The sequence below is a fragment of the Haemophilus parainfluenzae genome (genome assembly GCF_900450995.1).
Lineage (GTDB): Bacteria > Pseudomonadota > Gammaproteobacteria > Enterobacterales > Pasteurellaceae > Haemophilus_D > Haemophilus_D parainfluenzae_O.
In genome coordinates this window covers 421,755-438,701 of the sequence record NZ_UGHY01000002.1, presented here as the reverse complement: position 1 = coordinate 438,701, position 16,947 = coordinate 421,755, and the positions used below count along the sequence as shown (strand labels likewise).

Sequence of the window (16,947 nt, the reverse complement as noted above, 5' to 3'; positions counted from 1 at the left end):
TTTTATAGTTCATTCAATGCATTAATAACTCGAATTTCGTCAAACTGCTCAAGTTGTTCTTGTCTAATTTCAATTTCTTGAAGTTGACCGGATTGTAGTAAATATTCCCTTTGTGTGCCTTTTAATAAAGGGGTATTCGGTGTGAACCATTGAGTTCCTTTTCTAAAGGCGAGATTGCCAATAGAGCAGTCTGTGACAAAATCCCCTTTAATAATAATGATTTCATCAGCCTCTCCCTTTTGTGCAAATAAGGTATTGATAAGTTCACGATCAGCATATTTGAGGGAATAATCAATTTCATTACAGACTATGGGCTTGAATACACGATGTGTTTTAGGGGTATATTCAACGTATAAAATTTGGGTTTGATGAGCGTTGTAGTCAACTCGACAGCGAACAAGCTTATTATGTAGCTCCTTAGGCACTTGAATTAGATCTAAAAGATTAAAAAAAGTGACCGCACTTTTTCCATAATAAGTGATAAGGCTACGCTCATAGCGTGCTTGATGCAGAGCAATATTTTTAATTTTGCCATTTTCAATGGCGATGGTTTCAAATAAAGGGAACATTACTTTTCCTTTTGGATTGGAAGGTAAACTTTGGTAATCAGCTCTTGATATTCGTCTTCAAGTTGGCTTTGAATGGTAATGCCACCACCACTACGAAAATAAAATTTATCACCTCTTTGTTCAATAAAGCGAATTGCGACGGCACTATTTAGGCTTTCGCCATCAAAAATACCGAAAATTCCTGTGTAATAACCTCGTTCTTGCTTTTCAGCTTGTTGGATAATGGAAACCGTTTTTTCTTTAGGCGCTCCGCTAATTGAGCCAGCAGGTAAAAGTGCGGCTAATATTGAGCCAATTTTATTTTGCCAATTATCTTCTAATTCACCGTAAATTTCTGAACTGGTTTGTAGTATTTCGCCTTGTTCTGTGTAAATACTATCGATGTAGCGAAAACGAGATACTTTGATATTTTTGGCAACCATTGCAAGATCATTACGCATTAAATCGACAATGGTGTAATGTTCTCGTTGCTCTTTTTCATCCTTTAACAAATTAGCTTTGGCATTAGGCTGGCTCGCATCAATCGTTCCTTTCATAGGATAGGTGTAAATTTTGTTTTGTCGAATTTGTACAAAGGATTCAGGTGAAAAGCAGACAAATTGCTCCTTAAAAAGTAATTTATAAGTCGCCTCAACTGAATGGAAAATTTGGATTAAATCCCCATTTAATTTGATTTCGGTAGGATAAGTGAGATTGAGTAAATAGGTATTACCTTTTTGTAATTCGTGTTGAACAAGATGAAATCCTTGTTCATATTGATGTAATGTAATGGGCTTTTTATCAATGATAGACAAAGCAAAGTGCGGTTGATTTTCAGGGATATTTTTTACGCCTTGAATATCCCAAATCAGCCCTTTTTCAGTGCTTTCATCAAAAGAACAAATAAGCGGTTTCTTCTGTTCAAAATCAATTAAGAAGAAAAAAGGTTGGCGTAATGCGCCATAAGCATTAGCTTGATGAATAAATGTTTGCATGGCTGTAGATAAAAAAATAAAAAGGATTTTAACGCAGAATCGCTATAATGTTGAAATGAATTTAGTCACCGAATTATGGCACTAGCCCGTATGAAAAAAATTTTAGTTATCAATAACCATGATTCTTTTACTTATAATTTAGTGGATCTTATTCGCCAATTACAGGTGCGTTTTGATGTGGTAAGTATTGAAGATTTATCATTAGATTGTGTAGAAGGTTATACACATATTTTAATTTCTCCAGGACCAGATGTTCCAAGCACGTATCCACAATTATTTGCGATGTTAGAACGATTTTATCAAACAAAGTCTATTTTAGGTGTTTGTTTAGGACATCAAACCCTTTGTGAATTCTTTGGCGGAGAACTTTATAATTTGTCAAGTGTGCGACATGGGCAGAAACGCCGCTTAAAAGTGCGGTCAAATTCAGGCTTATTTTTAGGGCTTCCTGCCGAATTTGAAATAGGTCTTTATCATTCCTGGGCAGTACAAACTGAGAGCATACCAGAGACATTAGAAATTACAGCTGTTTGTGATGATGAAATCGTGATGGCAACACAGCACAAAAATTTACCTATTTTTTCTGTGCAATTTCATCCTGAGTCTTACATGTCAGAATTCGGTGAACAAATGTTACAAAATTGGTTAAATTTCAAAAATACTTGATAGAAATGCTTGCGGATTATCCAAAAATACGTATTATAGACGTCTATACGTCAATACATCCAAAAAAAGAAGAGAACTTATGTCTAGCTATTTATTTACTTCTGAATCTGTTTCAGAAGGACATCCAGATAAAATTGCCGATCAAATTTCTGATGCGGTACTTGATGAAATTTTAAAACAAGATCCTAAAGCACGTGTGGCTTGCGAGACCTATGTCAAAACAGGGATGGCGTTGGTCGGTGGTGAAATTACCACATCAGCATGGGTTGATATTGAAAACCTTACACGCCAAGTGATTTGTGATATTGGTTACAAACATTCAGAGATGGGCTTTGATGGAAATTCTTGTGCCGTATTAAATGCGATTGGTAAGCAATCATCGGATATTAATCAAGGTGTGGATCGTGAGAATCCATTGGATCAAGGTGCGGGTGACCAGGGGATCATGTTTGGTTATGCAACAAATGAAACCGAAGTCTTGATGCCAGCAGCGATTACTTATGCGCATCGTTTAATGGAAAAACAAGCGGAAGTACGTAAAAGTGGAAAACTATCGTGGTTACGCCCTGATGCGAAAAGCCAAGTCACTTTAAAATACGAAGATAACAAAATCGTAGGTGTAGATGCGGTAGTGCTTTCTACACAACATAGTGAAGAAGTTTCACAAAAAGAAATTTACGAAGGCGTGATGGAAGAAATCATCAAGCCAATTTTGCCAAGTGAATGGTTATCTCAACAAACAAAATATTTTATTAACCCAACCGGTCGTTTTGTGATTGGTGGCCCAATGGGCGACTGCGGTTTAACGGGTCGTAAAATCATTGTTGATACCTACGGCGGAGCAGCTCGTCATGGTGGTGGTGCATTCTCTGGTAAAGATCCATCAAAAGTAGACCGTTCAGCCGCTTATGCCGCGCGTTATGTGGCGAAAAATATTGTTGCAGCAGGTCTTGCAGATCGTTGTGAAATTCAACTTTCTTATGCAATTGGTGTGGCAGAGCCAACCTCTATCATGGTGGAAACCTTTGGTACAGGAAAAGTATCCAACGAATTATTGGTTAAGTTAGTGCGTGAATTCTTTGATTTACGTCCTTATGGTTTAATTAAAATGTTAAATTTAATTCAACCAATCTATCGCCAAACTGCCGCGTATGGACACTTCGGTCGTGAACAATTCCCATGGGAAAAAGTAGATCGTGCAGAAGAATTACGTGCAGCAGCAGGTCTTAAATAAGTAAATAAAGTTTGTATGATAAAAACCGCTAATCTGGCGGTTTTTGTTTACTTAGCATGATGATGTCATCTCAAACTCAATTTCGGCATTTAAAAATGCAGGTACAGCGCAAACTTGCAGAAACATTACAACTCACTGAAAATCACTTTCAACGGAAATTTCCTATTCCGATAATCAGTTATGACTTGCGAGGAGTAAAGGCTGGCGTTGCCTACTTGCAGAAAAATGAGATTAAATTTAACCGCACTTTGCTACTCGAGAACTCAGATGAATTTATTCGTCAGGTGGTTCCACACGAATTAGCCCACCTTATTGTGTATCAAGTATTTGGTCGGGTGAAATCGCATGGACGGGAATGGCAAGCAGTGATGACACAGTTATTTAATCTCCCTGCCGATACTTGTCACCAATTTGATGTGGAAAGTGTACAAGGTAAAATGTTTGCTTATCAATGCGAATGCCAGACCCATTATTTAACGATTCGTCGGCATAATCGCATTCAACGCGATAAAATTGCCTATTTATGTCGAAAATGTCAGGGAAAATTGGTTTTTCATAGTGAAAATTAATGCGTGCTGTGATATATTCCTAACGTTTTCAATCAAATAACAGGGGTTATCCAATGAAAAAATTATTATTAGCTATCGTTGTCGGTGCATTAGCAGTTGCTTCAACTGCAAATGCAGGTTTATATGCAGAAGGCGATCTTGGTCTTTCAAGAACTAAATTAAGTAATGGTGGTTCAAGCAAAACCAAAATTGAGCCGCGTGTTGCAGTAGGTTACAAATTAGGTAATGTACGTGTAGCTGGTGATTATACTCATCACGGTAATTTCCAAGGCACTAAAGTTCAAGGCTTAGGTGCAACAGTGTTCTATGACTTCGATACCAACTCTCAAATTGAACCTTATGTTGGTGCTCGTCTTGCGGCTAACCGTTTCAAATTTGAAGACCGAGCAGAACAACGTTATAAAAGTTCTTCTGAAACTAAAGTGGGTTATGGTGTAGTTGCGGGTGCTAAATATAAATTAGCAGACAAAGTGTATGCAAACGGTGGTTTAGAATATAATCGTTTAGGTAGCTTTGACGATACTAAAGTGAATAACTATGGCGCTAAAGTGGGCGTAGGTTACGAATTCTAATTTCCCTTTTGAAAGTGCGGTTGATTTTCACCGCACTTTTTCTTTTGGATGTAAAAATTTGTATCGGGTTAATTATTTATGATTAATCTATGTAACAGTTAGAATCCTCGTTCTAAATGAAATCGGGGATTTTTTATTTTTAGAGGTGAGAATATGATTATCGTTTATGGCATTAAAAACTGCGATACAGTGAAAAAAGCATTGAAGTGGTTAACTGAACATAATATTGAACATAAATTACATGATTACCGAGTTGATGGATTAGATACTCGGTTCTTGCAACAAGCAGAAGCACAATTTGGTTGGGAAAATTTAGTCAATAAACGTAGCACAACTTGGCGTAATCTTGATGAAAATGTGAAAAATACACTCTCGAAATCCACCTCACTTTCCGTATTAGCTGAAAATCCAACATTAATCAAACGTCCGATTATTTTGCAAGATGGTAAGGCATTGATTGGCTTTAACGAAAAAGAATATATTGCAGCATTTAAGTAGTATTAAAGAGGGAGGATTCTATCTATTTCGGAGATAGTTCAATTGGTGCTGGCAGTAGTATGTTTACCAAAAATGCATAAGTAAATAGTCATCTTTTAACCTTGCCTTTTGCACTTAATAAGAATAATATTCATTACAGTATTGTTACAATCTCAATCATTGATGTGATAAATGTTTCATAACGGTTGCTTATTTGTTTGAAAGATTTTATGTGGTTGAATTGTGGTTTTTATGACTCAAGTGCCAAAACAAGGGATTGATTATGCATAACAAATCTTATTTTACCCTCCTTCCTCTTTCATTTTTTATATCTAATGCTTTTGCTGAAGATACGCAATCTGTAACATTGTTGGAGCCTATTGTGGTTACCGGTGTTACTCAGACGAATGCTAATTCAGTCAAGCTTAATCCAAAAACGACACTTCAACCTTTACCCGCTGGTGATGGTGCAGATTTATTGCACTCTGTGGCAAATATGAGCGTGATTCGTAAAGGTGGGAGTTCGGGTGATCCATTATTTCGCGGGTTAGGTGGTTCTCGTTTGAGTATTCAAGCGGATGATCAATTTATTTATGGAGGATGTAGCAATCGTATGGATCCACCAACTGCTTATATTTTTCCATCCGCTTATGATGAAGTCGTTGTTACTAAAGGACCTCAAACAGTCACACAAGGCACAGGTCTAGTGGCTGGAGCCGTACATTTTGTTCGTAAAGAACCTGAATTTGATACGCAAAACACTTATTTAAATGGCAGTGTAACCCTTGGTGGAAATAAACGTCGTGATGCTTATTTTGATGCGATGGCGGGTGGCAAATATGGTTATTTACGTACCAGTGTGTCACATAATGAAGCAGGTAATTACAAAGATGGTGATGGTAATCGCGTTCATTCTTCTTTTGAGCGTCGTAATCAAATGTTACAGCTTGGTTTCACTCCGACAAAAAACACTTTATTGACCGGAACTTATGAACGTAGTCGAGGCGAAGCGGCTTATGCGGATCAAATGATGGATGGAAGTAAGTTTGATCGTGATGCATGGAATGTACGTTTGGTACAACGAAATATTACACCGTGGTTCACTGAACTTGAATTACGCTACGGTCAAAGTAAGATTGATCATGTGATGGATACTTATAGTATGCGTTATTTAAGCATGATGGGAAATCAAGTTAAAAAAGCGATGAATCCAAAACGTGAAACTAATACAGGGCATTTGAAAGCAACCTTTGATTGGCCGGATATTAATTTACAGATTGGCATTGATTATATGCGCGACAAACACCTTGCGCGTATGGAAATGAAGGGGGAAGGATACAGACATAAACCTTATCAACCACAGCAAAACTTTACTCAATGGGGCGGATTTATTGAGGGAGCTTGGACGGCAAGCGATAGTCGTAAGTTTATTTCTGGTTATCGTTATGATGAAGTGAAAGCTGAATACGACACTTTAATGGCGAATAACCCAAATAAACACCATACTTATGGTTTACATTCAGGTTTCTTCCGTTGGGAAGAAGAAATCAATGGCATTAAATATTATGCCGGTGTAGGGATTGCAGAGCGAGCGCCAGATTATTGGGAACGCCGTGCAAGCCAAGTTTTAGATAAAGAGCAAAACCGCCAAATTGATACGGGATTAATTTGGAAAAATGATGCCTTTGATTTTTCTGTATCGTTATTTGGTAGTGATGTTCACGATTTTATTATGTTAGAACGAGTGGGTAAAAATGTCTCAGCTCGTAATATCAAGGCAACCCGATTAGGCGGCGAAATTGAAGGCAAATGGAGATTTGCTCGTCACTGGGAAATCGGTAGTAGTCTTGCTTATACTTATGGTAAAAATCGCACGGACGACAGTCCACTCGCTCAAACCCCGCCATTAGAATGGAAAAACTCATTAACTTGGGATAATGAAACCTTGAGTGCAGGAGTTTTATGGCGATTGGTTTCGGCTCAAAAACGCTATGCAGCGGGACAAGGCAACATTATTGGGCAAGACATTGGTGCTTCAGCAGGCTTTGGAACGTTATCCTTTAATACAGGGTGGAAAATTAATAAATATGCCACTTTGCAGGGCGGAATTGATAACTTATTTAATAAATCCTATGCAGAGTTTGTGAGTAAAGGCGCAGATCCTTCAGCGGGACTTCAAACTGTTCGAGTGAATGAGCCAGGACGTCAATATTGGTTACGTTTGCAAGTTCAATTCTAGGATTCTTCATAAACTAATAAAAACGGATAACGAGGTTGTCCGTTTTTTATTTGAACAGATTTAAATTGAAGGAAAATTTTGTTAAATTAGACCGCACTTTTAGTCGTCACTGAATATTATGAAACAAAAAACTATTGAGCTTGCACAAGCATTAATTCGTCGCCCCTCTATTAGCCCAAATGATGAGGGCTGTCAGCAACTAATTGCGGAACGTTTGGAAAAACTCGGCTTTCAAATTGAATGGATGCCTTTCAACGATACGTTAAATTTATGGGCGAAGCATGGTAGTTGTGAGCCAGTCATCGCCTTTGCTGGGCATACCGATGTGGTACCGACCGGAGATGAAACGCAATGGACTTATCCGCCGTTTTCTGCCGAAATTGTGTATGATATGCTTTATGGTCGTGGTGCGGCAGATATGAAAGGTTCATTGGCAGCAATGATTGTAGCGGCGGAAGAATATGTGAAAGCTAATCCTAATCATAAAGGCACGATTGCTTTGTTGATTACTTCTGATGAAGAGGCCGCTGCGAAAGATGGTACGGTACGTGTTGTCGAGGCGTTAATGGCGCGCGGTGAGAAAATTACTTATTGCATGGTAGGCGAGCCGTCGAGCTCGAAAACATTAGGCGATGTAGTCAAAAATGGTCGTCGGGGTTCGATTACAGGTAACCTCTACATTCAAGGCATTCAAGGTCATGTGGCTTATCCTCATTTAGCGGAAAACCCAATTCATAAAGCGGCGCCTTTCTTGCAGGAATTAACCACGTATCAATGGGATAACGGTAACGAATTTTTCCCGCCGACCAGTTTACAAATTGCAAATATCCATGCGGGTACAGGGAGTAATAATGTCATCCCTGGTGAGCTTTATGTGCAATTTAATTTACGTTATTGTACGGAAGTCACTGACGAAAGCATTAAGCAGAAAGTGGCAGAAATGCTTGAAAAACATGGCTTGAAATACCGTATTGATTGGAATTTATCGGGTAAACCATTTTTAACGAAACCGGGTAAATTATTAGATGCATTAACGACGGCAATTGAGCAAGTAACCGGTATTACACCACAAGCAGAAACAGGTGGCGGTACCTCTGATGGACGTTTTATTGCATTAATGGGCGCTGAAGTTGTGGAATTTGGGCCGCTTAATGCAACGATTCATAAAGTGAATGAATGTGTAAACGTTGATGATCTTGCCAAGTGCGGTCAGATTTATCATCAAATGTTAGTGAATTTATTGGATAAGTAAGATGAAATTAACGCCAGAAATGTTAACCGGCAAATCCCGTGAGCATTTGATCAATTTGCCTACACCTCATTCTCCGAATCATTTTTTGCAAGCAGAGGCAATGAAAGCGTTTCAAGGATTGCAACAAAGTGCGGTCAAAAATGGTTTTAATTTGCAACCCGCGAGTAGCTTTCGTGATTTTGAACGTCAACAACTCATTTGGAACGGTAAATTTAACGGTGAACGCAAGGTTCATGATGATGCAGGAAATCCATTAGATTTAACGTTGTTAGATGATTGGCAAAAAGCACAAGCCATTTTACGTTGGTCAGCGCTTCCAGGTGGCAGTCGTCATCATTGGGGAACAGAAATCGATATTTTTGATCCTGATCTTTTGCTTCAGGGTCAATCTTTACAACTTGAACCTTGGGAATATGAAAAGGGTGGTTATTTCTTTGAACTTAGCGAATTTCTTACTGAAAATCTACCGCACTTTGATTTTGTTTTGCCATTTATCAGTCAGCCAGAAGGTAAAAAAATCGGCCGAGAGCCTTGGCATATTAGCTATTTACCGTTGGCAGAGCTGGCTTCACGATTATTTACGCCAGATGTGCTATTACAAGTTTGGCAGCATGAAACCGTGGCTGGAAAAGAAACGTTAATTACACACTTACCTGAGATTTTTGAGCAATATGTGGTTTAACAAAAAACGCAGCGAGTCGCTGCGTTTTTTTATGGTTTGATTAATTCTTTTTATTCTTTTCCAAGGATTTATGCTGAATTTTCACATTCTTACCTTTTGCTTGGAAATATTCTCCAATTTGTTGAGCGATATAAACAGAACGATGTTTGCCACCCGTACAACCAATGGCAATGGTGAGATAGCTTCGGTTATTTTGCTCTAACATCGGTAACCACGTTTCAATGTAATTACGCGTTTGGTAGATAAAATTATTCACTTCATCATGCGCAAGTAAAAATTGCGCAACAGGCTCATCAAGCCCCGTCATTGGGCGCAGTTCTGGATTCCAGTGTGGGTTAGGTAGAAAACGCACATCGAAGACATAATCGGCGTCAAGCGGAATGCCATATTTAAAGCCAAATGACTCAACCACGATCTTAAGTTCTTTATCAGTATTACCGCGTAAAACTTCTCTTAAACGTTCAGATAACACATGAGTGGAAAGTGACGCAGTATCAATAATAAAATTAGCATGTTGAATTAAAGGCTCAAGTTGCTGATATTCTAAATCAATCGCTGATTCAAGCGGGAGATCTTGTGCAGAAAGTGGATGAAGACGACGTGAATCACTGTAACGACGAATAAGTGTACTACGATCGCTGTCCAGAAAGATGATTTTGACGGAATAAGTAGCTTGAATATCTGTCAGGATTTTGTCTAAGTCAGCACTTGAATGAGGAAGATTTCGAATATCGAGGCTGATGGCGACAGCCGTTTGAGTTTTGGCGAGAATATTGGTGAGTTGAGGAAGTAAATCAAGAGGAAGATTATCCACGCAATAATAGCCCATATCTTCCAAAGCTCGTAATGCGACAGATTTTCCTGCACCTGAGCGACCGCTGATAATAATAATTTCCATCTGCGTGATTCCTTATGGTTGGTAGGTTAGGTTATACCTCTTGAGGTTCAATATTATCTAAATTTGTGTCATCCTCAGATTCCTCTGAATGATCGGCACATTCAAAAATTTGCCAAATTTCATCCGCACTTTGTGCTGAACGAAGTTGTTTAATTAAGTTTTTATCAGTTAATTTTTCGTTGAGTTCTGCCAGAACAGGAATATATTCTTGGCAGTGATTTTCGGGTACGAGCACTGCAAAAACGATATCCACGGGTTTATTATCAGCCGCATCATATTCGACAGACGTTTCTAATTGCATAAATACCGTTAGGATCTTATCTGAGACCGTAGCAGGTAACTTGGCTTTAGGCATAGCAACACCATTGCCTAATCCTGAATTACCTAATTTTTCCCGTTCAAATAAACATTCAAAACAAGCCTGTTCACCATTTTCGCAGTGAAGTTTTTCCACAACGAACGCGGCAATAGATTCAAATAATCGTTTCTTGCTAGAAAAAGCAACCCCTGACGAATATCATCAGGGGAGAGCAATGTCGTAAATTTCATAGGTTATAGTTTAAATTGTTCGCCTAAATAGACACGTTTAACGTGCTCATCATTCATGACTTCTTCCGGTGTGCCGGTCGCGATAATTTTCCCTTCACCAACAATGTAAGCGCGTTCACAAACATCAAGGGTTTCGCGTACGTTATGGTCGGTAATTAATACGCCTAAGCCTCGATTGCGGAGATCCGTGATAATTTTCTTAATATCCGTGACCGAAATAGGATCCACCCCCGCAAAAGGTTCATCTAATAAAATAAATTTTGGATTTGCAGCTAAGGCGCGCGCAATTTCTACTCGACGACGTTCACCACCAGAAAGCGATTGTCCCAGGCTATCACGAATATGACTAATATTGAACTCATCAATTAACTCATCCGCTCTCTCTCTGCGTTGTTCTGCAGTGAGATCTTTACGAATTTCTAATACCGCCATAAGATTTTCATACACCGTTAAACGGCGGAAAATAGAGGCTTCTTGAGGTAAATAGCCAATTCCTCGGCGTGCACGTTCATGCATAGGTAATACGCTAATATCATCACCATCAATGGTAATCTTACCTTGATCGTGACGCACTAAACCGACGACCATGTAGAAAGTAGTGGTTTTACCCGCACCATTTGGACCAAGTAGACCAACAATTTCATTGGAGTTTACGGTTAAACTCACATCAGAAACCACTTTTCGGCTCTTATAGCTTTTTGCGAGAAATTCAGCTTGTAATACAGACATCGGTTACTTTTTACCTTTTTGTTGTAATTGGGTCGGAATTAAGACGGTTTGTACGCGTGATTTTCCATTACCATTCGCTTTTAACTGCTGTTTTTTTACATCATAAGTGATGCGTTCACCGTTAATTTTGCTATCTAATTGTTTTAATTCAGCATTACCGGTTAATGTTAAGAATTCAGTGCCTAAATCGTAGTGAACATTATTTGCTTTACCATCAACCGGTTTACCGTCATCAAGTTGTTGGTGGAAGGTAACAGGGGTGCCAAAAGCCTCAACAGTTTCTTTTTTACCTGAATTTTCTGGCGGACGAGTAATCACCACTTTATTGGCTTTAATCAAAATGGAACCTTGTGTAATCACAACGTTATCAGTAAAGGTTACCACGCTGTTTTCCATATCTAAAGACTGATTATCTGAGACAATATTGATCGGTTTATTAGTATCATCTTTTAACGCAAAAGCAGATAAAGAAGTCATCATTAACGCTGTTAAAAGCAGAATTTTATTGTTTGTTGATTTCATAATATGTTTTTACCTGTTCCTTTAGAGTTGCAACTTGCTGACGTAAATTTCCGACGAGCTTCAATCCACTTGAGTTAAAGTTTAATCCGTTAATTTTTACCTGTGTATCGGAAGTAATGTCTTGTGTTTTTAAATTAATCACTGCGGCTTCTGTCTCAACGCGTTGTAGGCGAGATAAAGGATCAAGACTCTCGGCAACCACACTACCTTCAAGATAGAGCATTTGATCTTTTGTTAATTTTGCCTTTTGTGCGCTAAGTTTCCAATTTTGTTTTTCTAACTGAATTTTATCGGTTTTCGTTTCTTTGTCTTTATTGTCCAAAGAGACATCAAAAAGATAGACTAACGGCGAAATAAAATCCGTATGACCGTCTTGTGTGTAATATTCCACTTTGTCGGAAATCGCGAGATATTGCTTTTTGCCTTCAGGCGAGAATACGGTAGTTTCCATTTTATTACCAACGTATTCTGGGCTATCAGGCTTTTTGATTAGGCTTTGTAAATCGCTATGATCTTGATTAAGCGAATAATACCAGCCTAATAAAGTCAGAGTGATGACACCTAAAATAATATTCCAACGAATATTCATAAATAACGTTCTTTCCTTCTTAAAAGGGTAACTAATCATAGCACTTTTTTGACACAAAGTGCGGTCAAAAATAGCCGTATTTTAGTCTTCTAAAATGAGTGTTTTTAAGATCTGATAAATCTCGCGATAAGCTTTTGAAGGCTTATTTTGTTCCTTCTCTTTTTGTGCTGCACGAATCAAATTACGTAATTGTTGGCGATCTGCAGAAGGATGCTCATTTAACAAATCAGTCAGTGCTGCATCACCTTTCGCAACCAACTCATCACGTAAGATTTCCAATTTATGCAACATCGCTTGCTGCTGATTATGTTTGTTTTCAATTTTTTCTAAAGCTTCACGAATAGGCTCAGCATCAATTGAGCGTAAGAGTTTACCAATATATTGCAATTGGCGACGACGCGCCTCTTTTTGTAGGCGTTGCGCTAATTCAATGGCATCTTTCAAGCTATCGTCTAGTGGAACCTTAGTCAGATTTGCTTTGGTTAAGTTCACCAATTTCTCGCCGAGCTGTTTTAAATCCTCAGCGTCGCGTTTGATTTCACTTTTACTTACCCAAATAATCTCTTCTTGGTCTTCATCTTCCCAATCAAAGGCTTCTTTTTTCTTACGTTTTGCCATTCTATTACCTTATGAAAAATTTGGTGTATTTTAGCATAAACTTTCAAAATAAGATAAAATGGTGCAAATTTTTAATAGGATTATCATCATGAAAACAGCAGAAAATTTAACCGCACTTTTAAAATCTCAAGAGCAAACATTGCGTGATGCAGTCAGTTTTGCGATTGAAACTGCACAGAAAGCGGGGGCAACCGCTGAAGTTGGCGTGACAAAAGTGAGTGGTTTATCGGTTTCAACCCGTCTGCAAGAGATTGAAAATGTTGAATTTACTAATGATGGAGCATTAGGCATTTCTGTTTATTTAGGCCAACAAAAAGGCAATGCTTCTACCTCAGACTTAAGCGAAGAAGCCATTAAAAACACCGTTGAAGCAGCACTTGCTATTGCAAAATATACCTCGCCAGATGATTGCACAGGGCTAGCGGATAAAGAATTAATGGCTTTTGAAGCACCTGACTTAGCGCTTTATCATGGGGCAAGTGTTGATGTCGAACAGGCTACGAAATTAGCTTTAGAAGCTGAAAAAGCGGCTTTGGAATACGATGATAAAATTGTGAATAGTAACGGTGCTAGTTTTAATTCGCATACCGGTGTGCGTGTTTATGGTAATACACATGGGATGTTACAAAGTTACTTATCTAGCCGTTATTCTTTATCTTGTTCAGTGATTGGTGGAGAACTAGATCAACTTGAAAATGACTACGAATATACAGTTTCACGTGAGTTTGATACTCTTTCTTCAGCGGATTGGGTAGGACAGAATTGTGCAAAAAAAGTGATTGCGCGTTTAAATCCACAAAAATTAACGACACGTGAAGTGCCGGTGATTTTCTTAAATGATGTGGCAACAGGATTAATCTCTCATTTAACGGGCGCGATTAGTGGTGGCAGCTTATATCGTAAATCCAGCTTCTTGCTCGATCATCTTGGAAAACAAGTGTTGCCAGATTGGTTCCAAATTAGTGAGCGTCCGCATTTGTTAAAACGTTTAGCCTCCACGCCTTTTGATAGCGAAGGGGTGCGAACACAGGATCTTGAAATTATTCAAGATGGCGTATTGCAAACCTATTTGCTCACCAGTTACAGCGGTAGAAAAATGGGCATGCAAAGTACCGGTCATGCAGGCGGGATTCACAACTGGCTTGTGAAACCAAATTTAACGGGCGGATTGACCGCACTTTTACGTCAAATGGGCACAGGTTTATTGGTGACAGATGTCATGGGGCAAGGCGTAAATATTGTGACGGGGGATTATTCTCGTGGTGCAGCGGGTTTCTGGGTAGAGAATGGTGAAATCCAATATCCAGTTGCTGAAATTACTATTGCTGGTCAATTGCAGGATATGTTAAAAAATATTGTGGCAGTAGCAGATGATATTGAACATCGATCCAATATCCAAACAGGTTCAATCTTGTTAGATAAGATGAAAATTTCAGGAAATTAATAAATTTTTTAAAAATGATAATAATTCTTATTGACACGCAATTTCTTTCTGCTACTATACGCACATCTGTTTAGCAGCGATTGCAGATTGCTCCAACAGGTAGAGTAGAAAGTAAATTCGTTAGGGTTAAAAAGGCTGAAGGTTTAAACTTCAGCCTTTTTTATTGTAGAATACGCAAACGATTAAATTAAAAAGGAAAGACCATGAAAAAACACCACGTCGATATTTTAATTTCAGAAGCGGATGTTCGTAGCCGCATTACTGAACTTGGTGCAGAAATTACGCATTTTTATCAACAACAAGCCATTGATAAACTGATTGTTGTTGGGCTTTTACGTGGTTCATTTATGTTCATGGCCGATCTCGTACGTGAATTAAAATTACCGGTAGAAGTGGAGTTTATGACCACATCGAGTTATGGCGCTGGGATGACAAGTAATCACGATGTTAAGATTTCGAAAGATCTCGAGGGCGATATTCGTAATGAACACGTGCTGATTGTTGAGGATATTATTGATACGGGGTACACCCTCGAAAAAGTACGTGGTATTTTAAATTTACGCGATCCTGCGAGCTTGGCAATTTGTACCTTGTTAGATAAACCTTCTCGCCGAGAAGTGGAAGTACCGGTTGAATGGATTGGTTTTTCTATTCCGGATGAATTTGTTGTCGGCTATGGTATTGATTACGCTCAACGTTATCGTAATCTAGGCTATATTGGCAAAGTGGTTATAGACGAATAATTTATTTTTCAATAAAAAGAGCGGTCAAGATTCACAGTGATTTTTGATCGCTCTTTGTTTGTTAAGATTAGCGTTTCGCTTTTTTGATAAACTTCATTAAACGTTTACGTTTACGTAATTGGTTTGGTGTAAGTTTATTTTTTCTACCCGCGAATGGGTTTGAACCTTCTTGGAATAGCAAGCGAATTGGTGAACCAATAATTTTCAAACTCTTTCGATAATAATTAGATAAATAACGTTTGTATGAATCCGGTAATTTATCCATTTGGTTACCATGCACCACGATAATTGGTGGGTTATAGCCACCTGGGTGAGCATATTTTAATTTAATACGACGACTGCCAATCATTGGTGGTTGATGCTCATCCGTTGCCATTTGTAAAATACGGGTGAGAAGGGAAGTCGTCATTTTTTGCGTCGCACAAGCATAAGCTTCTTTAATCAAATCAAAAAGATTCCCCACGCCACTGCCGTGTAAAGCAGAAATGAAATGAACACGGGCAAAGTCGATGAAATCAAGACGGCGATCTAATTCGGATTTGACGCGATCTTTCACATCTTGATCTAAGCCATCCCATTTATTCACGACGATCACGAGCGAGCGTCCTGCATTTAAGATAAAGCCAAGTAGAGAGAGATCTTGATCTGAAATATTTTCACGCGCATCAATTGTGAGTAACACCACGTTTGCATCTTGAATCGCTTGTAATGTTTTGATGACAGAGAATTTCTCAACGGCTAAATGCACTTTACCACGTTTACGCACACCTGCTGTGTCAATTAAGGTGTATTGTTGCCCATCGCGTTCCATTGGAATGTAGATACTGTCACGTGTTGTGCCAGGCATGTCGTAAACCACCACGCGATCTTCACCTAAAATACGATTGGTTAATGTGGATTTACCAACGTTTGGACGACCTACAATCGCAATTTTGATATTTTTATCTTGTTCTTCTTCAAGTTCTTCGTCTAATGCTTCATCAATTAATGAAGTATCTTCCTCTGAATCGAAGTCAAATTCGTTATCCCATTCATCTTTTTCTTCTTCATCAGAAGTGCGGTCATTTTCTGCTTCGTTTTCTTGTAATTTTTCCGCTAAAGGCGCAAGTACTTGCTCCATTAATTGAGTCACGCCACGGCCTTGTGATGCGGCGATTTGTTCAATTTCACCTAAGCCTAATTGATAAAATTCCGCACAGTGTGAGTCAGCATCAATACCGTCAGTTTTATTTGCTACAACCACGGTTGTTTTATTAGTACGTTGGCGTAAGTAATTGGCAATGCCAATGTCTGCAGCCGTTAAACCTGCGCGTGCATCCACTAAGAAAAGCACTACATCGGCTTCTTCAATCGCTAATAAGGATTGCTCCGCCATTTTTTCTTCAACGCCTTCTTCAGTGCCATCAATACCGCCGGTATCGATCACAATGAAATCATAGCCAGAAATATTGGCATGACCGTATTTACGATCTCGGGTTAAACCAGGAAAGTCAGCGACAAGCGCATCGCGAGTACGGGTTAAACGGTTGAATAGGGTGGATTTACCTACGTTTGGGCGACCCACTAAGGCAACGACAGGAGTTGTCATAAAAATATCTCTGTAAAGTGTAAATTTGGTTAA

General features: G+C 38.8%; 18 protein-coding genes and 1 pseudogene. 10 read left to right on the top strand and 9 right to left on the bottom strand.

What is annotated here, in order from left to right; genetic code table 11:
- Positions 1-2: 2 nt before the first annotated feature.
- Both DX522_RS02105 and DX522_RS02100 read right to left on the bottom strand, forming a co-directional pair.
- On the bottom strand, positions 3-569 hold the full coding sequence (locus DX522_RS02105) for an aminotransferase class IV family protein (RefSeq protein ID WP_115179655.1): 567 nt from the start codon (positions 567-569) through the stop codon (positions 3-5).
- Positions 569-1,543, bottom strand: a complete 975-nt coding sequence (locus tag DX522_RS02100; protein WP_115179654.1) for an aminodeoxychorismate synthase component I — start codon at positions 1,541-1,543, stop codon at positions 569-571. Before DX522_RS02100 ends, DX522_RS02105 begins: the two co-directional genes overlap by 1 nt.
- A 75-nt stretch (positions 1,544-1,618) precedes the next feature.
- Here DX522_RS02100 and DX522_RS02095 point away from each other — a divergent pair, with 75 nt between their 5' ends.
- The 8 genes from DX522_RS02095 to DX522_RS02060 all read left to right on the top strand — a co-directional run bounded on the left by DX522_RS02095 (position 1,619) and on the right by DX522_RS02060 (position 9,234).
- Positions 1,619-2,209 (top strand): anthranilate synthase component II, encoded by a 591-nt coding sequence (locus tag DX522_RS02095; protein ID WP_115179653.1) that lies wholly within the window; start codon positions 1,619-1,621, stop codon positions 2,207-2,209.
- Positions 2,210-2,288: 79 nt separating this feature from the next.
- Positions 2,289-3,443 (top strand): methionine adenosyltransferase, encoded by a 1,155-nt coding sequence (metK, locus tag DX522_RS02090; protein ID WP_115179652.1) that lies wholly within the window; start codon positions 2,289-2,291, stop codon positions 3,441-3,443.
- 56 nt (positions 3,444-3,499) lie between these two features.
- Positions 3,500-4,012 (top strand): SprT family zinc-dependent metalloprotease, encoded by a 513-nt coding sequence (locus DX522_RS02085; RefSeq protein ID WP_049364400.1) that lies wholly within the window; start codon positions 3,500-3,502, stop codon positions 4,010-4,012.
- A gap of 53 nt (positions 4,013-4,065) precedes the next feature.
- Positions 4,066-4,584 carry an opacity family porin gene (locus tag DX522_RS02080; protein WP_115179651.1) on the top strand — a complete coding sequence of 173 codons (519 nt, stop codon included), beginning with the start codon at positions 4,066-4,068 and terminating at the stop codon, positions 4,582-4,584.
- 153 nt (positions 4,585-4,737) lie between these two features.
- Positions 4,738-5,082, top strand: coding sequence for an ArsC family reductase (locus DX522_RS02075; RefSeq protein ID WP_115179650.1), 345 nt, complete (start codon positions 4,738-4,740; stop codon positions 5,080-5,082).
- 262 nt (positions 5,083-5,344) lie between these two features.
- The gene (locus DX522_RS02070; protein ID WP_115179649.1) at positions 5,345-7,300 is read left to right on the top strand and encodes a TonB-dependent copper receptor; all 1,956 of its coding nucleotides are present in this window, start codon (positions 5,345-5,347) and stop codon (positions 7,298-7,300) included.
- Positions 7,301-7,418: 118 nt separating this feature from the next.
- A complete protein-coding gene (gene dapE, locus DX522_RS02065; RefSeq protein ID WP_115179648.1) occupies positions 7,419-8,552 on the top strand; it encodes a succinyl-diaminopimelate desuccinylase in 1,134 nt (377 codons plus the stop codon).
- Position 8,553: 1 nt separating this feature from the next.
- On the top strand, positions 8,554-9,234 hold the full coding sequence (locus DX522_RS02060) for a M15 family metallopeptidase (protein ID WP_115179647.1): 681 nt from the start codon (positions 8,554-8,556) through the stop codon (positions 9,232-9,234).
- Positions 9,235-9,274: 40 nt separating this feature from the next.
- Here the strand turns inward: DX522_RS02060 and rapZ are convergent, their stop codons facing one another.
- The 6 genes and pseudogenes from rapZ to yjgA all read right to left on the bottom strand — a co-directional run bounded on the left by rapZ (position 9,275) and on the right by yjgA (position 13,139).
- Entirely contained in the window at positions 9,275-10,132 is an 858-nt protein-coding gene (rapZ, locus tag DX522_RS02055; RefSeq protein WP_115179646.1) for an RNase adapter RapZ, read from the bottom strand.
- A gap of 31 nt (positions 10,133-10,163) precedes the next feature.
- Positions 10,164-10,681: pseudogene (gene ptsN / locus DX522_RS02050) on the bottom strand (PTS IIA-like nitrogen regulatory protein PtsN).
- A gap of 3 nt (positions 10,682-10,684) precedes the next feature.
- Positions 10,685-11,410 carry an LPS export ABC transporter ATP-binding protein gene (gene lptB, locus DX522_RS02045; RefSeq protein WP_049364392.1) on the bottom strand — a complete coding sequence of 242 codons (726 nt, stop codon included), beginning with the start codon at positions 11,408-11,410 and terminating at the stop codon, positions 10,685-10,687.
- A gap of 3 nt (positions 11,411-11,413) precedes the next feature.
- Positions 11,414-11,932: a lipopolysaccharide transport periplasmic protein LptA gene (gene lptA / locus DX522_RS02040; RefSeq protein ID WP_049381711.1), complete on the bottom strand. Its 519-nt coding sequence runs from the start codon at positions 11,930-11,932 to the stop codon at positions 11,414-11,416.
- Complete coding sequence (gene lptC / locus DX522_RS02035; protein ID WP_115179645.1) at positions 11,913-12,521, bottom strand: LPS export ABC transporter periplasmic protein LptC; 609 nt, start codon at positions 12,519-12,521, stop codon at positions 11,913-11,915. The genes lptA and lptC overlap by 20 nt, the downstream gene beginning before the upstream one ends.
- An 81-nt stretch (positions 12,522-12,602) precedes the next feature.
- A complete protein-coding gene (yjgA, locus tag DX522_RS02030) occupies positions 12,603-13,139 on the bottom strand; it encodes a ribosome biogenesis factor YjgA (RefSeq protein ID WP_014065072.1) in 537 nt (178 codons plus the stop codon).
- Positions 13,140-13,227: 88 nt separating this feature from the next.
- Between yjgA and pmbA the strand changes: the two genes are divergently transcribed.
- Both pmbA and hpt read left to right on the top strand, forming a co-directional pair.
- Positions 13,228-14,583, top strand: coding sequence for a metalloprotease PmbA (pmbA, locus tag DX522_RS02025; RefSeq protein WP_115179644.1), 1,356 nt, complete (start codon positions 13,228-13,230; stop codon positions 14,581-14,583).
- A gap of 203 nt (positions 14,584-14,786) precedes the next feature.
- Positions 14,787-15,326 carry a hypoxanthine phosphoribosyltransferase gene (gene hpt / locus DX522_RS02020; protein WP_049381715.1) on the top strand — a complete coding sequence of 180 codons (540 nt, stop codon included), beginning with the start codon at positions 14,787-14,789 and terminating at the stop codon, positions 15,324-15,326.
- A 67-nt stretch (positions 15,327-15,393) separates the two neighbouring features.
- Here the strand turns inward: hpt and der are convergent, their stop codons facing one another.
- Entirely contained in the window at positions 15,394-16,914 is a 1,521-nt protein-coding gene (der, locus tag DX522_RS02015) for a ribosome biogenesis GTPase Der (RefSeq protein WP_115179643.1), read from the bottom strand.
- Positions 16,915-16,947 lie beyond the last annotated feature (33 nt).